Here is a 24,328-nt window from a genome sequence, read left to right on the forward strand (position 1 = left end):
ATCACGGGTAGTGACCGAAGCAGAGACATCACCGTTAGCAGCCAGTACAGATCCCGGAACGTTGACGCTCCAGGTCTTGCCGTCGGTATTCACGGTCGTCTGATAGGTTTCGGTGCCGACTTTAACCGTAACCGCATCACCCACTTTGACGTCGTTATCGACTTTACCCGTCACAGCTATCGTCTGGCCGGATTCGGCCGCGTTAATCACGTTATCGCTGGTGACATTATCAATAGAGATCGACGCCACTGGCGCAACGATGTCCACACCGTAAGTGTGACTGGTATTCGCGGTAGTAGCGTTGCCTGCGGGATCGCGCGTGGTGACGCTGGCGGAGATATCACCGTTAGCAGCAAGAACTGTTCCCGGAACGTTCACACTCCAGGTTTTACCGTCCGCATTCACGGTTGTCTGATAGGTTTCGGTACCGACTTTGACGGTAACCGCATCGCCCGCTTTCACTTCATTGCCAACCTGCCCGGTGACCGTAATCGTCTGGCCGGATTCGCTGGCGTTAATCACGTTATCGCTGGTGACATTGTCGATAGATATCGATGCGGTTGGCGCGACGGTATCCACGCTGTAAGCGTGGCTGGTGTTCGCGGTCGTGACATTGCCTGCCGTATCGCGTGTCGTGACCGTCGCACTCACATCACCGTTAGCAGCCAGTACAGAACCGGGAACATTCACGCTCCAGGTCTTGCCGTCGGCATTGACGGTGATCTGGTAGGTTTCGGTACCGACTTTTACGGTAACCGCATCGCCCGCTTTGACTTCATTGCCGACCTGACCGGTGACCGCAATCGTCTGGCCGGACTCAGTGGCGTTGATGACATTATCTGATGTGATGTTGTCGATAGATATCGATGCAGTTGGTGCAACGGTATCGACACCGTAGGTGTGAATGGTATTCGCGGTGGTGACATTGCCAGCCGTATCACGCGTGGTGACGGTCGCCGAGATATCGCCATTCGCGGCCAGCACCGAACCCGGTACGTTCACGCTCCAGGTTTTGCCGTCGGTATTGACCGTGGTCTGGTAGGTTTCGGGACCGACTTTAACGGTAACCACATCACCCGCTTTGACGTCGTTATCAACTTTACCCGTCACCGCAATGGTCTGGCCGGACTCGGAAGCATTGATCACGTTATCGCTGGTGACATTGTCGATAGTAATGGAAGCAGTTGGCGCGACGGTATCGACGCCATAAGTGTGGCTAGTATTGGCAGTAGTGGTATTACCCGCGGTATCACGCGTGGTGACGCTGGCGGAGATATCGCCGTTCACGGCCAGCACCGCTCCCGGAACGTTCACGCTCCAGGTCTTGCCATCGGTATTGACGGTCGTCTGGTACGTTTCCGTGCCGACTTTAACCGTGATGGCGTCACCCGCTTTCACTTCATTGCCCACCTGACCGGTGACCGCAATCGTCTGACCGGACTCGGTCGCATTGATCACGTTATCACTGGTGACATTATCGATAGCAATCGACGCCACTGGCGCAACCGTACCCACGCCGTAAGTGTGCGAAGTATTGGCAGTCGTGACGTTGCCTGCGGTATCACGTGTGGTGACAGTCGCACTCACATCACCATTGGCTGCCAGCACGGATCCCGGAACATTCACGCTCCAGGTTTTACCATCGGTATTCACCGTCGTCTGGTACGTTTCCGTGCCAACGGTAACGGTGATCGTATCGCCCGCTTTGACGTCGTTATCGACCTGACCGGTCACCGCAATCGTCTGACCCGATTCGGTCGCGTTAATCACGTTATCGCTGGTGACATCATCAATTGAAATTGAGGCAACAGGCGCAACGGTATCCACACCGTAAGCGTGAGTCGTATTCGCGGTGGTGACATTGCCTGCGGCGTCACGCGTGGTCACGCTAGCGGAGATATCGCCATTGACGGCCAGTACGGAACCGGGAACATTCACGCTCCAGGTTTTACCATCGGTATTCACGGTTGTCTGGTAGGTCTCGGTACCGACTTTAACCGTAACCGCATCGCCCGCTTTAACCTCATTACCGACTTTACCCGTCACCGTGATTGTCTGGCCGGACTCGGTCGCGTTAATCACGTTATCGCTGGTGACGTTATCAATAGAAATTGAAGCGACAGGTGCCACCGTATCCACACCGTAAGCGTGGCTGGTGTTCGCGGTGGTGACATTGCCTGCGGTATCACGTGTCGTGACCGTCGCACTCACATCACCGTTAGCCGCGAGTACAGAACCGGGAACGTTCACACTCCAGGTTTTGCCATCGGTATTCACCGTTGTCTGGTACGTCTCGGTACCCACTTTAACCGTAACGGCGTCACCCGCTTTGACTTCATTACCAACTTTACCCGTCACCGCAATGGTCTGACCGGACTCGGTCGCATTGATCACGTTATCGCTGGTGACATCATCAATTGAAATTGAGGCCACCGGTGCAACGGTATCGACACCGTAAGCATGACTGGTGTTCGCAGTCGTGACGTTGCCTGCGGTATCGCGCGTGGTGACCGAAGCAGAGACATCGCCGTTAGCAGCCAGCACAGAACCGGGAACATTCACGCTCCAGGTCTTGCCATCGGTATTCACTGTCGTCTGGTACGTTTCAGAACCCACTTTAACGGTAACCGCATCACCGACTTTCACTTCATTACCGACCTGACCGGTGACGGAAATTGTCTGACCGGACTCGGTCGCATTGATGACGTTATCGGACGTGATATTGTCGATAGCGATCGACGCCACTGGCGCGATGGTATCCACACCGTAAGTGTGGCTGGTATTCGCGGTAGTCACGTTACCTGCGGTATCGCGCGTGGTGACCGTCGCCGAGACATCACCGTTAGCAGCCAGTACCGAACCGGGAACATTGACGCTCCAGGTTTTACCGTCGGTATTCACCGTGGTCTGGTACGTTTCCGTGCCAACTTTAACGGTAACCGCATCACCCGCTTTGACGTCGTTATCGACCTTACCGGTGACCGCAATGGTCTGACCGGATTCGCTCGCATTGATCACGTTATCGCTGGTGACATTATCAATAGAGATTGACGCCACAGGTGCAACGGTATCCACGCTGTATGTGTGGCTGGTGTTCGCAGTCGTGACGTTACCGGCGGTATCACGCGTGGTGACCGAGGCTGAGACATCACCGTTCGCTGCCAGCACAGAACCGGGAACGTTCACACTCCAGGTTTTACCGTCGGTATTCACCGTTGTCTGGTAGGTCTCGGTGCCGACTTTAACCGTAATCGCATCACCGACTTTAACTTCATTACCGACCTTTCCGGTAACGGCAATGGTCTGACCCGATTCGCTGGCGTTAATCACGTTATCGCTGGTGACATTGTCGATAGATATCGACGCCGTCGGTGCAACGGTATCCACGCTGTAAGCGTGAGTCGTATTCGCGGTGGTGACATTGCCTGCGGCGTCACGCGTGGTCACGCTGGCGGAGATATCCCCGTTAGCAGCCAGTACCGATCCCGGAACATTGACGCTCCAGGTCTTGCCGTCGGCATTCACCGTCGTCTGGTACGTTTCGGTGCCGACTTTTACCGTGATCGCATCGCCCGCTTTGACTTCATTGCCGATCTGCCCCGTGACCGCAATCGTCTGGCCGGACTCAGCAGCATTGATCACGTTATCGGATGTGACGTTATCAATTGAAATTGAAGCAACGGGCGCAACGGTATCCACGCCGTAAGCGTGCGAGGTATTGGCAGTCGTGACGTTGCCTGCCGTATCACGCGTGGTCACGCTAGCGGAGATATCGCCATTGACGGCCAGTACGGAACCGGGAACATTCACGCTCCAGGTCTTGCCATCGGCATTCACCGTCGTCTGGTAGGTCTCGGTCCCGACTTTAACGGTAACCGCATCACCGGCTTTGACTTCATTGCCGACCTGACCGGTGACGGAAATAGTCTGACCCGATTCGGTCGCATTAATCACGTTATCGCTGGTGACATTATCAATAGAGATCGACGCCACTGGCGCAACCGTATCGACACCGTAAGCGTGGCTGGTATTCGCAGTGGTGACATTGCCTGCGGTATCGCGCGTGGTGACGGTGGCACTAACATCACTATTCGCTGCCAGCACCGAACCCGGTACGTTGACGCTCCAGGTTTTACCATCGGTATTCACCGTGGTCTGATAGATCTCGGTACCGACTTTTACGGTAACCGCATCGCCCGCTTTGGCTTCATTGCCAACCTGACCGGTGACCGTAATCGTCTGGCCGGATTCGCTGGCGTTAATCACGTTATCGCTGGTGACATTGTCGATAGATATCGATGCGGTTGGTGCAACCGTATCGACGCCGTAAGCATGGCTGGTATTAGCCGTGGTGACATTGCCTGCGGTATCGCGTGTGGTGACCGAAGCAGAGATATCGCCATTCGCGGCCAGCACCGAACCCGGAACGTTCACACTCCAGGTTTTACCATCGGTATTCACTGCCGTCTGGTACGTTTCCGTGCCAACTTTAACGGTAACCGCATCGCCCGCTTTCACTTCATTGCCAACCTGCCCGGTGACCGTAATCGTCTGGCCGGATTCGCTGGCGTTAATCACGTTATCGCTGGTGATGTTGTCGATAGCAATCGATGCGGTTGGTGCAACGGTATCGACACCGTAAGTGTGGCTGGTATTCGCGGTGGTGACATTGCCGGCGGTATCGCGTGTGGTGACGGTCGCGCTCACATCACTGTTCGCTGCCAACACCGAACCCGGTACGTTGACGCTCCAGGTTTTACCGTCCGCATTGACGGTAGTCTGGTAGGTCTCGGTGCCGACTTTCACGGTAACCGCATCACCGGCTTTCACTTCATTACCGACCTGACCGGTGACGGAAATTGTCTGACCGGATTCGCTGGCGTTAATCACGTTATCGGACGTGACGTTATCGATAGAGATAGAAGCAACTGGTGCAACAGCATCCACACCATAAGTGTGATTCGTGTTCGCAGTCGTGACGTTGCCTGCAGTATCACGTGTAGTGACAGTCGCACTCACATCACCGTTCGCTGCCAGCACAGAACCGGGAACGTTCACACTCCAGGTTTGACCGTCGGTATTCACCGTCGTCTGGTAGGTTTCGGTACCGACTTTTACGGTAATCGCGTCACCCGCTTTGACGTCGTTATCGACTTTACCGGTGACGGCTATGGTCTGGCCGGATTCAGTCGCGTTAATCACGTTATCGGGCGTGATATTATCGATAGCGATCGAGGCAATTGGCGCAACGGTATCGACACCGTAAGCGTGGCTGGTGTTCGCGGTGGTGACATTGCCTGCAGTATCGCGTGTGGTAACGGTAGCACTCACATCACCATTGGCGGCCAACACAGCACCGGGAACATTCACGCTCCAGGTTTTGCCATCGGTATTGACGGTGGTCTGGTAGGTTTCCGTGCCGACTTTAACCGTGATCGCATCACCCGCTTTCACTTCATTGCCAACCTGACCGGTGACCGCTATCGTCTGACCGGACTCGGTCGCATTAATCACGTTATCCGAGGTGACGTTATCAATAGAGATCGACGCCACCGGCGCAACCGTATCCACACCGTAAGCGTGGCTAGTATTGGCGGTGGTGACGTTGCCTGCCGTATCGCGCGTGGTGACGGTCGCACTCACATCACCGTTAGCGGCCAGCACCGATCCCGGAACGTTGACGCTCCAGGTCTCGCCATCGGCATTCACCGTCGTCTGGTAGGTCTCGGTGCCGACTTTAACGGTAACCGCATCACCCGCTTTGACGTCGTTATCGACTTTACCGGTCACGGCAATCGTCTGACCGGATTCGCTGGCATTAATCACGTTATCGCTGGTGATATTGTCGATAGCGATCGACGCGACTGGCGCAACCGTATCCACACCGTAAGTGTGACTGGTATTCGCAGTCGTGACATTGCCTGCGGGATCGCGCGTAGTCACGCTGGCGGAGATATCGCCATTGGCTGCCAGCACGGATCCCGGGACATTCACGCTCCAGGTCTTGCCATCGGTATTCACCGTCGTCTGGTACGTTTCGGTACCGACGGTAACGGTGATCGCATCGCCGGCTTTCACTTCATTGCCGACCTGACCGGTAATAGCAATCGTCTGACCGGACTCGCTGGCGTTAATCACGTTGTCCGAGGTGACATTGTCGATAGAAATCGACGCCGTTGGTGCGACAGTATCCACACCGTAAATGTGGCTGGTATTGGCGGTGGTAATGTTGCCTGCGGTATCGCGCGTGGTCACACTGGCGGAGATATCGCCATTCGCTGCCAGAACCGATCCCGGGACGTTCACACTCCAGGTTTTGCCATCGGTATTGACCGTCGTCTGATAAGTCTCGCTGCCAACTTTGACGGTAACCGCATCGCCTGCTTTGACATCGTTATCGACTTTACCCGTCACGGAAATCGTCTGACCCGATTCGCTGGCGTTAATCACGTTATCGGACGTGACGTTATCAATAGAGATCGACGCCACCGGCGCAACCGTATCCACACCGTAAGCGTGCGAAGTATTGGCAGTAGTCACGTTACCGGCGGTATCGCGCGTGGTCACGGTAGCGGAGATATCGCCATTGGCTGCCAGTACCGCCCCCGGCACATTCACGCTCCAGGTTTTGCCGTCGGTATTGACCGTCGTCTGGTAGGTTTCGGTGCCGACAGTAACGGTGATTGCATCGCCTGCTTTCACTTCATTGCCAACCTGACCCGTGACGGCAATGGTCTGCCCCGATTCGCTGGCGTTAATCACGTTATCGGACGTGACGTTATCAATTGAAATTGAAGCAACCGGCGCAACCGTATCCACACCGTAAGTGTGGCTGGTGTTCGCAGTCGTGACATTGCCTGCGGTATCACGCGTGGTGACCGAAGCTGAGACATCACTGTTAGCAGCAAGTACAGAACCCGGCACGTTGACACTCCAGGTCTTGCCGTCGGTATTCACCGTCGTCTGGTAGGTTTCTGTGCCAACGGTAACGGTGATGGCGTCGCCTGCCTTCACTTCATTACCAACCTGACCGGTGACCGCAATCGTCTGACCGGACTCAGTCGCATTAATCACATTATCCGACGTGACATTATCGACAGAGATCGACGCCACCGGCGCAACGGTATCGACACCGTAAGTGTGGCTGGTATTCGCAGTCGTGACATTGCCTGCGCTATCACGCGTAGTGACGCTGGCAGAGATATCACCGTTAGCAGCAAGTACAGCACCCGGAACGTTCACGCTCCAGGTTTTACCGTCCGCATTGACGGTCGTCTGGTAGGTTTCCATGCCAACGGTAACGGTGATAGCGTCGCCCGCTTTGACTTCATTACCAACCTGACCCGTGACGGCGATCGTCTGGCCTGACTCACTGGCGTTGATGACGTTATCTGACGTGACATTATCAATAGAGATTGAGGCGACAGGGGGCAAAGTATCGACCGTTATCGCTTCACTTCCCCCCGTACCAGGAATGCCCGCAGCATCGGTGTAGCTGCCGTCAGGAATACTGACGCGGACTTCTCCCTCAAAATTGGCGGCTGGCGTCAATGTCGCCGTCCAGCGAGTCGGATCGTTAGGATCCTGCACCAGATTCGTTACTGCGCCGTTTGTTACGGTGATATCACTGAGGTCAAAACCAACGACCGGTTTTGTGAAGACGAAACTTACTGTGCCATCACTGTTTATGACAATGGTGACAGAAGGCGGGGTGGTATCGGTGGTATTCGTTGCCGCAGGCAGCAACGTAGATGAATCTACGCCATCCAGAACGGACGAGGCTCGGTCAGTAAACGATGAGCCAGCGGTATCATAGCCAATCGGAGTGGTCACGACCTCGGCCGTCAAATTCAGAACTACCGTTGGATTGAAATGCCCACCGCCGCCGTCACCGGCTTCTCCGGTATCGTCATTACCCGCGGCAGTCGCTTCTAATACTTGCGTTGGGTCAGCGCCCTGAGCGATAGCATCTTGTATAGCCGCGACATCATCGGCGACATCCGCATTGGCCTGAGAGGACGCATTGCTAACATCGCTCCAGCGGCTATCACGCCCCAGATCCAATGTTTTGCCGTCCGGTAATGTGATTGAAACCGCGCCGTTAGCGCCAGTTACCACTTCTTCACCGCTGTAAACCCGATCGCCAGCAACCAGCAATCTCTGGCTTCCATCAAGCGCGATGATAAAAACTTGTCCAATAACGAACTTAATGACGCCAATCACACTATTCAAAATGCTTTCTCCTTGATATCTATAATTATTTTTATAATGTGGCGATATTGCGGCTATAGATTTTTGCTATCATCCTGATAAGGTTGATTTGCTGTGTGTCGTCCTGACATTTTATGAAAAAAAGCGTTACGATAGTGTTGTCGTTATGCGTCAAACGCTTGACTCAATGACCGATATAATAAAAAATTCGGAATATTCTTTCCAGAACTTTACTCATTTAGAGTAATCCTTATTTTTTCTTGTGCAGGACGTTTCAGGGAAAGGAATTAACATATTGATATAAATGGAATAAAAGCAAATCAATTCGTTAAGCGTTTATATAACACTCAAACACTTTAATAGGAATAATCACAAATAAAGTTTTTGTGAAGGAAAACTGCTGATGATGCGTAGATACCATTTTGCTTTATTACCTTTTATTACCCTTTTTTCCACAGCAACGCATGCCGAGACAATTCAGGAAGCAATAAAAAGCACGCTCTATACACATCCTGAAGTAAGCGCCGCGATTAATAGCCGTTTTTCTGCCGAACATGATTTACGCGCGGCCAAAGGCGGATATCTCCCCTCCATCACGCTAAGTGCAGGCGTCGGACGCGAAGAGACCGATAGCCCCTCAACACGCGCCAGCACCAATAAGCGCGTTGAGCTCAGTCGTCAGGAATCCAGTATCAATCTAAGCCAAACGGTATTTGATGGTTTCGCCACCTCCAGCGAAGTAGGCAGACAACGCGCCACGGTCAATTCACGTGCCTATAAAGTATTAAATACCAGTGAGGCAACGGCTTTAGATACCGTTCAGGTCTATCTCAGCGTGCTGCAACGTCAGGAATTTGTCCGTCTGGCGGAAGCCAACCTTGCAAGCCATGAGCGCATTTACGATCAAATCAGGCTGCGCAGCGAACAAGGCGTTGGGCGACTGGCCGATTTGGATCAGGCCGAAGCACGTCTTGCGCAGGCCCGTAACAACGTGCTGACAGAACAAACCAATCTGGACGATGCCAAAATCAACTACATGAGCATTGTGGGTAAGGTACCAGAGAATTTGGTGATGCCCGATGCTTCTGCGATAAAACTCCCCGCCTCGCTGGATGAAGCGCTACGCATCATGCTCGCTAACAGCCCGGCGCTGAAATCCGCAGAGTCAGATATTGAAGCCACCCAGCAGCAGTATGAGACTTCAAAATCAACATTTTACCCGCGCCTCAACGTTGAGCTCTCTCGCACGATGGATAACAACGTTGACGGAACGCGCGGTCAAAATAATGAATGGCAGGCGATGCTGCGGATGCGCTACAACCTGTATGAAGGTGGTAGCAGCAAAGCCAACATGGAATCAAAAGCCTATCAGGTAAAAGAAGCACAGGATGTCCGAAATAATGCCCTGCGCCTGCTTAGCGAAGAACTTAAGTTAGCCTGGTCTGCGTTAAATAACTCGCGTCAACAGCTGCCGATTGCCGCCGAATACGCCGACCGCAGTATGAAAGTGCGTACTGCCTATCAGAAGCAATTTGGCCTGGGAGAAAGGACGTTGCTGGATCTGCTGGATAGCGAGAACGAGCTGTTCACCGCACAGCGCCGTCTGGTCGAGGTTCGTTTCACCTCTCTCTATACCGAATACCGGATCGCCTCCCGCATGGGAGAGCTATTAAACCGTTTAGCGATCCCAGCGCCTGATGCGGGTACCAGCTTGACAAACGTCACCACCCAAGCCGAGTTGCCGAGCCTTAATTAATATATTTCATTGGTCAGACGGCGATAAATTATGGTTTATATGCGGGGAATTACGTTGCGTAAGGGAACGTTGAGTTAAATGAAGTTGCATTCTGTACAAGAGACGGATGGTTCTGATAAATCAGCTACCGGAGAGTCTATCGTCCAAGAGCCTGTTGTCCATGAGTCGACTATTGCTCATGAACCGCAGAACGTTCATGAAAATAGTGACCCTCGCAGCCGTCATGACGACCCCTTATTGGATAGCTTGCTGATCCTCTGCACCTTGCAGGGGAAATCCGTCAGTCGTACGACACTCACTGCGGGGCTCCCTTTAGCCAATCAACGGTTATCGGTAAAATTGCTCCCAAGAGCCGCTGCACGCGCGGGGTTGCAAGGACGCGTTCTCAAACGTTCTCTGAATAAAATTTCCGACATGTCGCTCCCCGCAATGTTGCTGTTACGGGAAGGTCGTGCAGCGATTCTGTTAGGCTGGAACGCTGACGGCAGCGCGCGTCTGATGCCCAGTGAAACAGAAGGCGGAGAAATTTCCGTTGAGCACAATACGCTGCAACAGAATTACCTTGGTCTGGTGATGTTTGCCCAACCTCGTCATCAGTTCGATCTGCAAAATCCGTCGCTGATCCCCAGAACCAAATCCTGGTTCAAAGATACGCTTAAACTTTCACGCTCACTCTATCTCGATGCCGTCCTCGCCAGTTTGCTGGTGAACATTATCGCGCTTGCCACGCCGCTGTTCGTGATGAATGTCTACGACCGCGTTGTGCCGAATCAGGCAACGGCGACATTATGGGTGCTGGCTATCGGCGTTACTGGCGCGTTTATTTTCGATTTGATACTCAAAACGCTGCGCGGCATTTGCCTCGATATGGCAGGCAAAAAAACCGACCTGATTATTTCCGCCACGTTATTTGAGCGCATTACCGGTATGTCGATGAAAGCTCGACCTCCGCGGGTCGGTAGCTTTGCGCAGAATATTCATGAATTTCAATCACTCAGAGATTTTCTTTCGTCACTAACGCTAACGACGCTGATCGATTTTCCTTTTACTCTGCTTCTGCTGCTGGTTATCGGCATCATCGGCGGCCCGCTGGTCTGGGTTTCCATACTCGCCTACCCTATCGCCCTATTGGCGAGCTGGGCGATGCAAAAGCCGCTGTCCGCTACCATTGAAAAAACGATGCACCTTGCCAGTGAACGGCAGGCTACGCTGATTGAAACCCTGAGCTGTCTGGACGCGATCAAAGTCAATAATGCGGAAAGTGAACGACAGCACCAGTGGGAACAGACCATTGGCAGCCTGAGCAAGCTGGAAATGCGGGCCAAGGCACTGTCTTCACTGGCGGTAAACCTGACGCAGTGGTTCCAACAATTTGCCGGTGTTGCCATGATTGTCGTCGGCGTCTATATGCTGATTAACGGCAAACTCAGTATGGGTGGGCTGATTGCCTGCTACATGCTGAACGGCAGAGCACTCATGCCGTTGGGCCAGCTGTCTGGGCTGGTCAGCCGCTACCAGCAGGCGCGTTTGACGATGCAAACCACCGAACAGATGATGCAGTTGCCGCAAGAGCGTAGCGATAACGAACGCCCACTGAAACGCGAGAGCATCCGGGGTGGCATCGAATTTCGCGATGTAACGTTTAATTATCCGGAACAAAAAACCAGTTCGCTGCAAGGCATTAGCCTGACTATCGCACCCGGCGAGAAAGTGGGCGTCATTGGCCGCAGTGGTTCGGGAAAAAGCTCGCTACAAAAACTGATCGTAAACCTCTATCAGCCTAATACGGGCAATATTCTGATCGACGGCGTCGATGCCCGTCAGTTGGATGTCAGCGATTTACGCCACAATATCGGCTATGTTCCTCAGGATATTCAGCTATTTAGTGGCTCGCTGCGCAATAACCTGATTAGCGGTGCACGCTATGTCGAAGACGAAGCGATGCTGCGAGCCGCAGAAATTTCAGGAGTGAACGAGTTTGCTCGCCTGCACCCGGATGGCTATAACCTTCAGGTGGGTGAACGTGGCCAACAGCTTTCCGGCGGGCAGCGTCAGGCTGTCGCGATAGCCAGAGCGCTGCTGCTCGATCCGCCGATTCTGGTGCTGGATGAACCCACCAGCTCGATGGATAACACCAGCGAAGATCGATTAAAACAAGCCTTGGCCCCCGTGATTGCAGAGAAAACGCTATTACTGGTCACCCATCGGGTTTCCATGCTGGCACTGGTCGATCGTTTAGTGATTGTCGACAGAGGTAAAATTATTGCCGATGGGCCGAAAGCAATCGTGATGGATGCGTTGAAGAAGGGGCAGATCAATGCGTCTCGGTAAATATATCAAACGAATCAAACGGTATTTTGTCGGCGGAGATGAAGAGAGCCTGCAAACAATGCCAGAAGTGAGCCGGGCAATGGCCGAAGATTCGCCACGTTCTATTCGCTTCACGCTGTGGGCTATCGGTGCTTTTTTCCTATTTTTCATCCTGTGGGCCGGGCTCGCAAATATCGATGAAGTCACTCGCGGCGATGGTAAAGCGATCCCATCTTCCCGGCTGCAAAAAATCCAAAATCTGGAAGGCGGCATTATTACGGAAGTGTTCATTCGTGAGGGACAGGTCGTCAATGCAGGCGATCCTTTGCTGCGCCTTGATGATACGCGCTTTGCCTCCAACGTCGGTGAAACCGAAGCTGACCGGCTTGCGCTGCTGTCACGAATTGAACGCCTGAACGCCGAAATCAACGGCCAAGAACTGGTGCTTTCCGAAGAAATCACGACGCAAGCGCCTAAAATCGCGGCAGGGGAAAAAGAGCTTTATAACAGCCGCCGCCAGCAGCTGCATAATGAGATATCCGGTCTGGAAGAGCAGTTGATCCAGCGCCAGCAGGAACTGCGGGATTTCTCAGCCAAGGAGATTCAGTTCCGCAACAGTCTTGGCCTGCTCCAGCAAGAAATCAAAATGTCAGAACCGCTGATCGCCGAAGGTGCGATTTCTAAAGTAGAAGTTCTACGCCTGCGCCGTGCTGAAGTTGAAACCCGTGGCCAGCTTGATTCCATCAAGCTCTCCATTCCGCGGGCGGAGTCTGCGATTAAAGAGAGTGAGAATAAAATAGAAGAAACGCGCAGCCGCTATAAAAGCGAGGCGTTATCTCAGCTGAGTGAAGCACAAACCAGCCTGAACAAAATTGAAGCCACAGGTAAAGCGCTCGAAGATCGGGTAAACCGAACGCTGGTCGTCTCCCCGGTTCGCGGTATCGTGCAGCAAGTTCTGGTGAATACCATCGGGGGCGTGATTCAACCGGGTAGCGATCTGGTAGAGATTGTTCCGCTAGATGACAAACTGTTGGTAGAGGCTAAAATTCGCCCTCAGGATATTGCGTTTTTACACCCCGGTCAGGATGCCATCATAAAATTAACGGCCTACGACTACACCATCTATGGTGGCCTAAAAGGTCAATTGGAACAAATCAGCCCGGACACCGTCACTGATAAAGAAGGGAACAGCTTTTATATTATTCGCTTACGGACTGATAAGAATTATTTAGGTTCAGCCGATAAACCACTTCTCATCATTCCAGGCATGGTAGCCTCCGTGGATATAATCACGGGCAAGAAAACTATCCTCAGCTATTTGTTAAAGCCGATTATTCGGGCAAAAGCAGAAGCACTACGAGAAAGATAATAAAAAAGGCGCTCTGTTGAGCGCCTTTTTTATTTCATTTATTAATGATCGTTCATATTGTGATAAATCTGAGTTTGACTGCGCCCCATGGCTTTAGCTTGATACATGGCGGAATCGGCATTAATTGCCAGCGTCAGAGAATCGGTGCCGTGTTCTGGATACAGCGCAATACCGATACTGCACGATATATCCAGCTTTTTCCCGTTGATCTCAAAAGGTTTATTCAATGCATTATGGATTTTATCTGCAACATAGAGTGTATTATCGATTTCCTTAATCCCCTGAAGCAGAATAATGAATTCATCACCACTACGGCGATAGACCGTATCCGAATCCCGAACCGCACCACGCATACGCGCAGCCGCTTCTTTTAATAGCAAATCGCCAACAGCATGCCCAAACGAGTCGTTTATCTGTTTAAATTTATCGAGATCCAGGAACATCAGCGCGATTTTTCTACCCGTTTGTTTGGATAGCAGAATCGCCTGTTCCATTTGTTCGGCAAACGTCAGGCCATTAGCCAGTGACGTTAATGAGTCATAGTGCGCCAGTTGCCGATAGTGTTCCTCGCTCCGCCGCAGCATATCAATGGCATGATATCGCTCTATGGCGATCGCAATCAGCTGCGCCGACTTCTCGATGGAGAAAATTTCCTCTTCAGTTGGGACATACACTTTACGATGATAAACGCTTAAAACCCCTAATATTTCTTTGTTCTGACCAATGATAGGTTCAGACCAGCAGGAACGCAGCCCGGCATATAATGCGAGCCCTTTATATAAAGACCAATGCGGATGCACGGAAATATCATCAGCGATTACGCGTTTTCCGGTATGGGCTGCCGTACCAAAAGAAGCCACACCATCGGCAATTTTCACGTTGTGAATGGCATTTTTATAAAAACCCGGCAAGCTCGGTGCCGATCCAAGCGTCAAACATTTCTTTTCTTTATCGACGAGCAATACAGAACAAACGATACGGCCGGGATTTTTTTCCTCAACGCTGAAAATGATCGCATCCAGGATATCCTTCAGCGGCGCGCCGCTTGATAACAGCTCCAACGCACGATTGTATGAATTATCATGATGTTCCTGCGATTTCCGCTCTGTAATATCTAACTTAATGCCGACGTACTGGGTCGTGTTACTCGCCTTATTATATATTTTAACGATATTGGCCTTTTCCCAATACAACTGCCCATCTTTACGCCGGTTAACAAACTCACCGCTCCAAACATTACCTTTATTTATGGTAGCCCACAGATCTTCATAGACGCTGGCGTTGGTCATGCCAGAGTTTAATATATTCGTTTTCTTGCCGATAACTTCATCCGGCATATAGCCAGACATAGTAATAAACTGGCGATTGACGTAAATAATTTCACAATTTTCATCTGCGATCATAATTGAGGCAGGGCTATATTCCATCGCAAAAAAAGTCATGTTGAGGAAGTCTTGTTTTTTCTGCTCAGTTTTAAACTTTTGTTTAATTTTTCTATTTTTTACAGAAGAAAACAATAACAATAGCAACAGTAGGGTTATTATAATTTCATACACAATAACACTCTCCTCAGGCCCGAGTGGTCCTGATCGTACAAATCACAACGCTGATGACGAAAAATCCCGGTAACAAGCCCCTACCCCGTAGATTTTCAGGATGAGTGCATTTCCGGAGAGCAGAAAGGATGAAAGAAAAAACGCTCCATGAAGCAGGAGTGTTTAGAAACATAGCAACGTAAGCATAAAGCCCTCGCATATGACTGTGCGCAGATAAAAACAACAAATTCAAAAGAGTATCTTAATTTAATAGGAGTAATTGTTCGGTTTATAAGCTTCTCTAATGGAATAAAAGAATATTCCTAAGGGTACATAGCGATATATTCTGAACATCAAATTTTTGTAAGCAAATCAATTATACCAATAAGTATCATTGTTTTAATCAACAAAATCTATCACAAAGTGATTTTTGATCGTTAACAGTAAACATTATATTTTTTTACCATTAAAAATCAAATAATTAAAAGAAAAAAATAAAATCATTAACGCAAGCGTCTGATTATATATGTCATAATTTGATGCAAAATCCGTAGTCCTCCTCCCTCTCGTTTTGTTAAAATTAAACACTGACATAACAAATAAAACAAGAATTAAATAACAAAAATAAAACAAAATGCAGCATTATACCTTGAAAATTAGAGGGGAAAGATAGTCCGTCAGATAGGCGATATTTTGCACAGCGATGAAATGTTAGGAAATATAATGAATTAATATGAAGGAAAAACATAGATGGGCATACAGCGGTACTCTACTGTGTAAAGTGATAGCCTAAACAACAGGTTATCACCTAAAGCTCAAGCTTCAACGTCTCAAAATTCTCAAACGGCTGAGGGCGTGAGAGGTAGTATCCTTGGGCAGCATAAGCAGGCGATGCCTGAACGATTGCCCACTCTTCCTTTGTTTCGATTCCCTCAATGACCACATAATTGCAAAAACGCGATAGCAAAGCGATCAGCGCAGGAAAAACGGTTTTCCCTTCACCACTTTGTTGCAGGAGAATGAAGAGCTCACGTGCCACTTTGATGCAATCATACTGAGCCAGCATAAGTGATGAAAAATTCGCCATACCGCAGCCGAAATCATCCAGCCACAGTGTTTGCGCTTCCGGGAGCTTGGTTAAGATTTCTTTTGGCAGCCCCCCCTGATTTTCGACCATTTCAAAACGAATCCACGGCATTGCCGCGATCAGACGTTTGGCTTCCAGACTATTTTGCAGCGCCAGTAACGTCATACCATCAATATTGACAGAGGCAAAAAGATCGTCGCGAGTAAATCGAAAACTCCACTGAGATAAAAGTTGCAGTTGTTCTACAATAATTAACAAGCGGGTTTCAACATCGATATTCGCGAAGTATTTTTCAGGAGAGATGAACTTTTGCGGCAGGGTAGAAGAAAAAACGGAAGTCAGTAACTCAATAGCCATTAATTTACCTGATGTTCGGTAAATGGGCTGAAAAGTATACCGCCGTTGGCATTGGTGCCAGTAATCAGCGCCTAATGGCTCTGCGTCTCCCTGTTGGAAAAATCCTGCCCCAACCTGATTAAGATGACCTTCCTGCTGCACTATGAGTTCCGCCATTAAACTGACACTATTAGTTATAAAATTATATCATACGGACATGCACCGTCATCGACTCTCCAGATGCAAACGTCATCGGCAATACCGATTAAATCAATGTCCATGATATTACAAAAATAAGTGGTTCAATATCACAACTAAATTTATTTAAATTGTAAATCAATAAATTAAAACCCAAGAAACACAGTCGCACTAGCTGATTCATACAGTTTAAAGGATAGGTATAAAACCAATTTAACGAACAGATGGTAATTTTACCCTGTAACCTCACTATTTATGCTGCCAATAGGTTGCATGCTGAAAGCCTCCGAAACGCGCGAAATCGGCAGTAAACGGCCAGGGAATAAAGGGACATTGAAGGCAGGAGGAACAGATTTATCAGTATATTCGTCATCAATGACAGTTACGCGTGTTTAAACGAGCATCAATGGATATAATCTGCGTCCTGTTTGTAAGGTAGAAGAACATCATGGCGTTACTCATCACCCATAAATGCATCAACTGTGACATGTGTGAGCCCGAGTGTCCTAATCAGGCTATTTCCATGGGCATGGACATTTATGAAATTGACACCACCCTCTGTACCGAGTGCGTAGGCCACTACGACACCCCCACGTGTCAGAAAGTCTGTCCGATCGACAACACGATCATCAAAGATCCAAACCATGTTGAAGGCAATGAGCAGTTGTGGGAAAAATATGTACTCATGCACCATGCTGACAGGATTTAAACAGCCGTTTACGGACGGTCAGCTTTCGATAATCACCGTCGCACAGGCATAGCGTCTTTCGTCAGCCAGCGTCACATGGACGTGTCTGACGCCCATCTGTTCAGCCAGCTCTGCCGCTTTAGCAAAAAACCGCAGGCAAGGTTTACCCAGTTCGTCATTAAAAACCTCAAACTGGTTGAACGCGAGCCCGTTACGGATTCCGGTACCAAAGGCTTTTGCTGCCGCTTCTTTCACGGCAAAGCGCTTAGCGAGGAAACGAACAGGCTGCTGATGCTGCTGATAATGCGCCCATTCAGCATCCGTCAGAATGCGGCGAGCCAATCGCTCGCCTGAACGTTCAATCACCGCGTCAATACGGGCGATTTCGACAATATCTGTTCCGAGCCCAAGAATCGCCATCAGCGGCGCGCTTCTCGCATCAGATTCTTCATTTCGGCAACGGCATCCTTCAGACCGCTCATCACCGCACGCCCGATAATCGCATGCCCAATATTCAATTCGTGCATTTCTGGCAAGGCAGCAATCGGCAGAACGTTGTGGTACGTCAGACCGTGTCCGGCATTAACTTTAAGCCCCTTCGCCGCAGCGTAAGTCGCCGCATCACGAATACGCTCGAACTCATGCTGGCGCGCTTCGTCATCTGGCGCATCGGCATACGCCCCGGTATGGATTTCGATATAGGGTGCACCGCTAGTTACGGCAGCATCAATTTGCCGCTTATCCGCATCAATGAAGAGTGAAACCAAGATGTTAGCCTGGCTAAGTCTGGCTACTGCGTTATCGATCTTTTCCTGCTGTCCCGCAACATCCAGCCCGCCTTCGGTTGTCACTTCCTGGCGTTTTTCCGGTACCAGACAGCAAAAATGCGGCTTCACTTCACAGGCAATGTTCAGCATTTCTTCCGTGACAGCCATTTCCAAGTTCATACGGGTCTGGAGCGTTTCTCTGAGGATCCGCACATCACGATCCGTGATATGGCGGCGATCTTCACGCAAATGCACAGTGATGCCATCCGCCCCTGCCTGCTCAGCGACAAAAGCCGCCTGAACGGGATCGGGGTACGCCGTTCCACGCGCATTACGCAGCGTTGCAATGTGATCGATGTTAACGCCAAGCAGCAGTTCAGCCATGATAAATCCTCGGTAAAGTCATGCACGATACGTGGCAGTTTACACCGATGTCACAGCATCAGGGTACTGAGGAGACGGGATTATTTATCAGAAGATGCGGGTTTGGACAAATTAGCAGCAGGAACAAACTGGCGAAATAGTTCACGACTTTTCAGCGGTTTTCCCCCCAGATACGGCTTTAACGCAATGCGGGTGAAACGCTTTGCCGCCTTCAACGTGCCGACATCAGGGAATTCACGCGACGCCAGCGAGCGTAATTCATGCCCGGTAAAACTTTTATTATCAACCACCAGGCTGGCAATAAATCCCCTTTCCTCTCGATACTGATAAGTCATGGTATCGGCCACGGGCTCACCGCTACCAGCACAATGAAGGAAATCAACGCCGTATCCCAGATAGCCCAATAACGCTAATTCAAAGCGTCTCAATGCTGGCTCGGGAGAGGCATCCTGTGCGGCAAGATGTTGTAAACAGTGGAGATAATCGAAGAAAAGAGCGGAGTAATTGGTTTCATGTTCCAGCACGCGGGACAGCAGTTCGTTAACGTATAAACCGCTATAAAGCATCGAGCCAGTCAGTGGTAACGCGAGCGAGACAGGCTCGGCGCTGCGTAATGTTTTCACTTCTCCACGGCCACTCCAGCGTACCAGCAGCGGAGTGAAAGGCTGTAAACAGCCTTTCAGGCTAGAGCGCCGGGCTCGCGCGCCTTTGGCAAGCACACGAACTCGACCATCGCTTTCGCTAAACAGATCCAGCAATAAGCTGGTTTCGCTATAAGGTCGCCCATGCAAGACAAATGCGCGCTGCCAGCCTTCCATCGGCGTGAACCTTACAAGTCTTCGCTATAACCCAGGCTGCGCAGGGCACGTTCGTCATCTGCCCAACCGGATTTCACTTTGACCCACAGCTCAAGGTGCACCTTGGCTTCGAACATCTCTTCCATATCCTGACGAGATTCGATACCAATGGTTTTAATTTTGGCACCTTTGTTGCCAATGACCATCTTCTTCTGGCCTTCACGCTCAACCAGAATCAGGCCGTTGATGTCATAACCGCCGCGCTCGTTCGTCACGAAACGCTCGATTTCAACCGTTACGGAATACGGCAATTCTTCACCCAGGAAGCGCATCAGTTTTTCACGGATAATTTCCGACGCCATAAAGCGCTGTGAGCGATCGGTGATGTAATCTTCCGGGAAGTGATGGGTTGCCTGCGGTAAGTGTTTACGCACAATGCTGGCAATCGTATCGACATTCGTCCCCTTCTCAGCCGAGATTGGAACAACATCAAGGAAGTCCATCTGTTGGCTGAGGAACTGGATATGCGGCAGCAGCTTGGTTTTATCCGTGACGTTATCGACTTTATTGATCGCCAATAGCACAGGGAGTTTCTGATCGCGCAGCTTATTCAATACCATGTCGTCGTCGTCGTTCCAGTGCGTACCTTCAACAACGAAAATGATCAGCTCAACGTCACCAATTGAGCTGCTGGCGGCACGGTTCATCAGGCGGTTAATCGCCCGTTTTTCTTCAATGTGCAATCCTGGCGTATCCACATAAATAGCCTGATAAGGCCCTTCCGTGTGAATACCCATGATGCGGTGCCGCGTTGTCTGAGGCTTACGTGACGTAATAGAAATCTTCTGCCCCAGTAATTGATTCAGTAACGTCGATTTACCGACGTTTGGTCGACCAACAATCGCGACAAAACCGCAGTGTGTCTGTACTTCGCTCATTCAAGCTCCAGTTTTTTCAACGCTTGTTCAGCCGCAGCCTGTTCGGCTTTACGACGGCTCGATCCTGTACCAATGACCGACTCACTAAAGCCGCTCACCTGACAGTGGATAGTAAATTCCTGATCGTGTGCTTCCCCACGAACCTGCACCACCAGATAGGTCGGCAGAGGTAAGTGACGCCCTTGCAGAAATTCCTGCAACCGCGTTTTCGGATCTTTTTGCTTATCGCCGGGACTGATTTCATCCAGACGCGTTTGATACCAGTTCAGAATCAAACGTTCGATGGTCTGAATATCGCTGTCGAGGAAAATGCCGCCAATCAGCGCTTCGACTGTATCAGCCAGGATCGATTCCCGACGGAAACCCCCGCTTTTTAATTCACCGGGACCGAGGCGTAAGCACTCTCCCAGTTCGAATTCACGCGCGATTTCCGCCAGCGTGTTTCCTCGCACCAGCGTCGCTCGCATCCGACTCATGTCCCCTTCATCAACCTTGGGAAAACGATGATACAGTGCATTAGCGATCACAAAACTCAGGATGGAGTCACCCAGGAATTCGAGTCTTTCATTATGTTTGCTGCTGGCACTACGGTGCGTCAGCGCCTGTAACAAAAGCTCGTACTGCTGAAAAGTATAGCCCAGCTTTCTTTGTAAACGATTTATCAGGATGGGATTCATGTGTTACCAATAGATCAACGATGCGTCAAAAACAGCAGCATACGGAACAGCCCTGCTTACCAATTCGGTCAAAACTGTTTCGTTTGCATTGGCTCCCCTAAGGGAGCCTGCCTTTCTGCCCGTCATACTTCGCGTTGCCTGTGTTAGCGTGGTTAAAACGCTAACGTGTTGTCCTGCAACTCGTACTACTTAGGGCATGTTCTTTCAAAAAGAGCGTTACTGAAAATATTCTACAACGGACAGCATCAGAATGCTGCCTGTATCTTATTTCGGTTAATGCTTATCTGGATTAATGCTTACTTTGGTTAATGAATGCCACCGATGCGACTCAAACGTACGCCGGTAGGCCATTCACCTTCCTGCTTCTCAAAGCTCATCCAGATAGCAGTAGCTTTACCGACCAGATTTCTCTCTGGTACAAAGCCCCAATAGCGGCTATCCAGACTGTTGTCGCGGTTATCGCCCATCATGAAGTAGTGCCCTGCTGGGACAACCCATGTCGCAAGCTGCTGCTGCGATTGCTGGTAATAACCACCAAGCTGATCCTGCTGGCCCGGCACCAGGAGAATATTATGCGTGACATTGCCCAGTGACTCTTTACGTGTGCCCATGCGGACGCCATCCACGCTGTTGTCATTGACAGGCACTTCATAAAAACCGCTACGCGACTCCAGTCCTGGCTGGTTGAAGGTCTGAACAAAATCGCTAGGCTGTACGTTACTGTATGTGACCGCCAAGGCGGTATCACACGCCTGCTGCCCCTGACAGGATGGACGAATCGTCACCTGCTTGGTTATCGGGTTATAGCTCACGCGATCGCCCGGTACGCCAACCACGCGTTTGATGAAATCTACTTTAGGATCGGACGGATATTTAAATACCACCACGTCACCACGCTTCGGATGACCGGTTTCGATCAGCGTTTTTTGCGTGAAGGGTTCTTTAATACCGTAGGCAAATTTCTCCACCAGAATAAAATCACCGATCAACAGCGTCGGCATCATCGAACCCGATGGAATTTGAAACGGCTCATAAATGAAGGAGCGCACAACCAATACCAAAGCCACGACCGGGAAGACGGACGCTATCGTCTCAATCCAACCTGGTTGCTGAATCGCTTTCGATGAAACCGCACCATCAGCCAGATCGGCGCCGCTCATCGCAGCAAATTTCTTCCGGCGAGCGGGTGCCCAGACGAAACGTTCTAAACACCAGACAATCCCCGTGACCAGCGTCACCACTGCCAGAATTACGGCAAACATATTGGCCATGCCAACTCCTCAGAATTTATTTACTGTCTTTGCCGACGTGCAGAATTGCCAGAAACGCTTCTTGCGGCAGTTCGACGTTACCGACCTGCTTCATACGTTTCTTACCGTCTTTCTGTTTCTGCAACAGTTTCTTCTTACGGCTGACGTCGCCACCATAACACTTGGCCAGTACGTTTTTACGCAATTGCTTAACCGTAGAGCGCGCAATAATGTGGTTACCAATTGCGGCCTGAATCGCGATATCAAATTGCTGACGCGGAATCAGTTCTTTCATTTTTTCGACGAACTCACGGCCACGATATTGTGAATTATCACGGTGAGTAATCAGGGCCAATGCGTCGACACGCTCGTTGTTGATTAATACATCAACGCGCACCATGTCTGATGCCTGGAAACGCTTGAAGCCATAATCCAGCGAGGCATAACCACGAGATGTTGATTTCAGGCGATCGAAGAAATCGAGTACCACTTCGGCCATCGGGATCTCATACGTCAACGCAACCTGATTACCGTGGTACACCATATTCGTCTGCACGCCACGCTTCTCAATACAAAGCGTAATCACGTTACCCAAATATTCCTGAGGCATCAGCATGTGACACTCGGCAATCGGTTCGCGCAGTTCCTGAATATTGTTCAGCGGCGGCAGTTTAGACGGGCTATCAACATAAATGGTTTCTTTAGCCGTCGTTTCTACTTCATACACTACCGTCGGTGCCGTAGTGATCAGCTCCAGATCGTACTCGCGCTCCAGACGTTCCTGAATGATCTCCATGTGCAGCAGACCCAGGAAGCCACAGCGGAAACCAAAGCCCAGCGCGGTAGAGCTTTCTGGCTCATAGAACAAGGAGGCATCATTGAGGCTCAGCTTGCCTAACGCGTCGCGGAATGCTTCATAGTCGTCGGAGCTAATCGGGAACAGGCCAGCGTAGACCTGCGGTTTGACTTTCTTGAAGCCCGGTAACGCTTTTTCAGCCGGATGACGCGCCAGAGTCAGCGTATCCCCTACTGGGGCACCCAAAATATCTTTGATGGCGCATACCAACCAGCCTACTTCGCCGCAGTTCAATACATCGCGGTCGATCTGCTTCGGCGTAAAAATACCAAGACGGTCGGCGTTATAAACCTGACCCGTGCTCATCACCTTAATTTTGTCGCCTTTGCGCATCGTGCCGTTTTTGATACGTACCAGCGACACAACGCCAAGGTAGTTATCAAACCAGGAATCGATAATCAGCGCCTGCAGCGGTTCATCAGGGCTGCCTTCCGGTGGCGGAATATCACGCACCAGACGATCCAGAACATCCGGCACGCCAATCCCCGTTTTTGCAGAGCAGCGCACAGCGTCGGTGGCATCAATACCGACGATGTCTTCAATTTCCTGAGCAACACGATCCGGATCGGCAGCAGGCAGGTCGATCTTATTCAGAACTGGCACCACTTCCAGATTCATATCCAGCGCGGTATAGCAGTTAGCCAGCGTTTGAGCTTCAACACCTTGCCCAGCGTCAACGACAAGCAGCGCGCCTTCACAAGCGGCGAGCGAACGGGAAACTTCATAAGAGAAGTCAACATGCCCAGGCGTATCGATGAAGTTTAACTGGTAGGTTTGGCCGTCCTGCGCTTTATAATCCAGCGTGACGCTTTGCGCTTTAATCGTTATTCCGCGTTCACGTTCCAGATCCATGGAATCCAGAACCTGCGCCGCCATTTCACGCTCGGTTAAACCGCCGCAAATCTGGATAATACGGTCAGATAACGTCGATTTACCGTGGTCGATATGGGCAATAATGGAGAAATTTCGTATATGCTTCATTATAAAAATTTTTCTACCTTGATATTCCTGAAATTCTTGCCGATGGGCATGCGCATAGGTGAAAACAGCAGCGATGTTATTCCACCTGAATCGCAGCATTCTACATGCGAGAGGCGTGAAAACCTAGTCATGTCCAGTGCATTCCCCTTGATTATGACGGTTTTATTTGGAATAGCAGAACAACAAGA

General features: G+C 50.6%; 14 protein-coding genes. 4 read left to right on the top strand and 10 right to left on the bottom strand.

Annotated features, from left to right (window positions below):
* Positions 1 to 8,232, bottom strand: an 8,232-nt coding sequence (locus Q3A88_RS10245) for an Ig-like domain-containing protein (protein WP_410522758.1), incomplete at its 3' end; no start/stop codon positions are given.
* A 382-nt stretch (positions 8,233 to 8,614) separates the two neighbouring features.
* Between Q3A88_RS10245 and Q3A88_RS10250 the strand changes: the two genes are divergently transcribed.
* From Q3A88_RS10250 to Q3A88_RS10260, 3 genes are all read left to right on the top strand, one after another.
* Positions 8,615 to 9,967 carry a TolC family outer membrane protein gene (locus Q3A88_RS10250; RefSeq protein WP_205567131.1) on the top strand — a complete coding sequence of 451 codons (1,353 nt, stop codon included), beginning with the start codon at positions 8,615 to 8,617 and terminating at the stop codon, positions 9,965 to 9,967.
* Between the two features lie 78 nt (positions 9,968 to 10,045).
* Positions 10,046 to 12,298 carry a type I secretion system permease/ATPase gene (locus Q3A88_RS10255; RefSeq protein ID WP_039511727.1) on the top strand — a complete coding sequence of 751 codons (2,253 nt, stop codon included), beginning with the start codon at positions 10,046 to 10,048 and terminating at the stop codon, positions 12,296 to 12,298.
* Positions 12,285 to 13,646, top strand: coding sequence for an HlyD family type I secretion periplasmic adaptor subunit (locus Q3A88_RS10260; protein ID WP_014916243.1), 1,362 nt, complete (start codon positions 12,285 to 12,287; stop codon positions 13,644 to 13,646). The genes Q3A88_RS10255 and Q3A88_RS10260 overlap by 14 nt, the downstream gene beginning before the upstream one ends.
* A gap of 41 nt (positions 13,647 to 13,687) precedes the next feature.
* Here Q3A88_RS10260 and Q3A88_RS10265 read toward each other — a convergent pair whose 3' ends face one another.
* Both Q3A88_RS10265 and pdeH read right to left on the bottom strand, forming a co-directional pair.
* Positions 13,688 to 15,202: a bifunctional diguanylate cyclase/phosphodiesterase gene (locus Q3A88_RS10265; RefSeq protein ID WP_014916244.1), complete on the bottom strand. Its 1,515-nt coding sequence runs from the start codon at positions 15,200 to 15,202 to the stop codon at positions 13,688 to 13,690.
* A gap of 787 nt (positions 15,203 to 15,989) precedes the next feature.
* Positions 15,990 to 16,781 (bottom strand): cyclic-guanylate-specific phosphodiesterase, encoded by a 792-nt coding sequence (gene pdeH / locus Q3A88_RS10270; RefSeq protein ID WP_146207441.1) that lies wholly within the window; start codon positions 16,779 to 16,781, stop codon positions 15,990 to 15,992.
* Positions 16,782 to 17,250: 469 nt separating this feature from the next.
* Between pdeH and Q3A88_RS10275 the strand changes: the two genes are divergently transcribed.
* Entirely contained in the window at positions 17,251 to 17,511 is a 261-nt protein-coding gene (locus Q3A88_RS10275) for a YfhL family 4Fe-4S dicluster ferredoxin (protein ID WP_010280453.1), read from the top strand.
* 18 nt (positions 17,512 to 17,529) lie between these two features.
* Here Q3A88_RS10275 and acpS read toward each other — a convergent pair whose 3' ends face one another.
* The 7 genes from acpS to lepA all read right to left on the bottom strand — a co-directional run bounded on the left by acpS (position 17,530) and on the right by lepA (position 24,140).
* Positions 17,530 to 17,910 (bottom strand): holo-ACP synthase, encoded by a 381-nt coding sequence (gene acpS / locus Q3A88_RS10280; RefSeq protein ID WP_014916247.1) that lies wholly within the window; start codon positions 17,908 to 17,910, stop codon positions 17,530 to 17,532.
* Positions 17,910 to 18,641, bottom strand: a complete 732-nt coding sequence (gene pdxJ / locus Q3A88_RS10285) for a pyridoxine 5'-phosphate synthase (protein ID WP_317177849.1) — start codon at positions 18,639 to 18,641, stop codon at positions 17,910 to 17,912. The genes acpS and pdxJ overlap by 1 nt, the downstream gene beginning before the upstream one ends.
* Before the next feature lie 80 nt (positions 18,642 to 18,721).
* Positions 18,722 to 19,459, bottom strand: coding sequence for a DNA repair protein RecO (recO, locus tag Q3A88_RS10290; protein WP_010280459.1), 738 nt, complete (start codon positions 19,457 to 19,459; stop codon positions 18,722 to 18,724).
* Positions 19,460 to 19,470: 11 nt separating this feature from the next.
* On the bottom strand, positions 19,471 to 20,376 hold the full coding sequence (gene era / locus Q3A88_RS10295; RefSeq protein WP_012822898.1) for a GTPase Era: 906 nt from the start codon (positions 20,374 to 20,376) through the stop codon (positions 19,471 to 19,473).
* Positions 20,373 to 21,053, bottom strand: a complete 681-nt coding sequence (rnc, locus tag Q3A88_RS10300) for a ribonuclease III (protein ID WP_010280465.1) — start codon at positions 21,051 to 21,053, stop codon at positions 20,373 to 20,375. The genes era and rnc overlap by 4 nt, the downstream gene beginning before the upstream one ends.
* A 305-nt stretch (positions 21,054 to 21,358) precedes the next feature.
* Positions 21,359 to 22,324, bottom strand: coding sequence for a signal peptidase I (gene lepB, locus Q3A88_RS10305; RefSeq protein WP_014916249.1), 966 nt, complete (start codon positions 22,322 to 22,324; stop codon positions 21,359 to 21,361).
* 16 nt (positions 22,325 to 22,340) lie between these two features.
* Positions 22,341 to 24,140 carry a translation elongation factor 4 gene (gene lepA, locus Q3A88_RS10310; RefSeq protein ID WP_039284413.1) on the bottom strand — a complete coding sequence of 600 codons (1,800 nt, stop codon included), beginning with the start codon at positions 24,138 to 24,140 and terminating at the stop codon, positions 22,341 to 22,343.
* Between the last annotated feature and the right edge of the window lie 188 nt (positions 24,141 to 24,328).

It is taken from the genome of Pectobacterium sp. HCp5_1, assembly GCF_032905925.1.
In the GTDB taxonomy this organism is placed as follows: domain Bacteria; phylum Pseudomonadota; class Gammaproteobacteria; order Enterobacterales; family Enterobacteriaceae; genus Pectobacterium; species Pectobacterium brasiliense_A.

Excerpts from the sequence above, each read along its gene's own strand:
- Q3A88_RS10250 (WP_205567131.1), top strand. The coding sequence starts at position 8,615 with ATGATGCGTAGATACCATTTTGCTTTATTACCTTTTATTACCCTTTTT.
- Q3A88_RS10255 (WP_039511727.1), top strand. The coding sequence starts at position 10,046 with ATGAAGTTGCATTCTGTACAAGAGACGGATGGTTCTGATAAATCAGCT.
- Q3A88_RS10260 (WP_014916243.1), top strand. The coding sequence starts at position 12,285 with ATGCGTCTCGGTAAATATATCAAACGAATCAAACGGTATTTTGTCGGC.
- pdeH (WP_146207441.1), bottom strand. The coding sequence starts at position 16,781 with ATGGCGGAACTCATAGTGCAGCAGGAAGGTCATCTTAATCAGGTTGGG.
- Q3A88_RS10275 (WP_010280453.1), top strand. The coding sequence starts at position 17,251 with ATGGCGTTACTCATCACCCATAAATGCATCAACTGTGACATGTGTGAG.
- acpS (WP_014916247.1), bottom strand. The coding sequence starts at position 17,910 with ATGGCGATTCTTGGGCTCGGAACAGATATTGTCGAAATCGCCCGTATT.
- pdxJ (WP_317177849.1), bottom strand. The coding sequence starts at position 18,641 with ATGGCTGAACTGCTGCTTGGCGTTAACATCGATCACATTGCAACGCTG.
- recO (WP_010280459.1), bottom strand. The coding sequence starts at position 19,459 with ATGGAAGGCTGGCAGCGCGCATTTGTCTTGCATGGGCGACCTTATAGC.
- era (WP_012822898.1), bottom strand. The coding sequence starts at position 20,376 with ATGAGCGAAGTACAGACACACTGCGGTTTTGTCGCGATTGTTGGTCGA.
- rnc (WP_010280465.1), bottom strand. The coding sequence starts at position 21,053 with ATGAATCCCATCCTGATAAATCGTTTACAAAGAAAGCTGGGCTATACT.
- lepB (WP_014916249.1), bottom strand. The coding sequence starts at position 22,324 with ATGGCCAATATGTTTGCCGTAATTCTGGCAGTGGTGACGCTGGTCACG.
- lepA (WP_039284413.1), bottom strand. The coding sequence starts at position 24,140 with ATGAAGCATATACGAAATTTCTCCATTATTGCCCATATCGACCACGGT.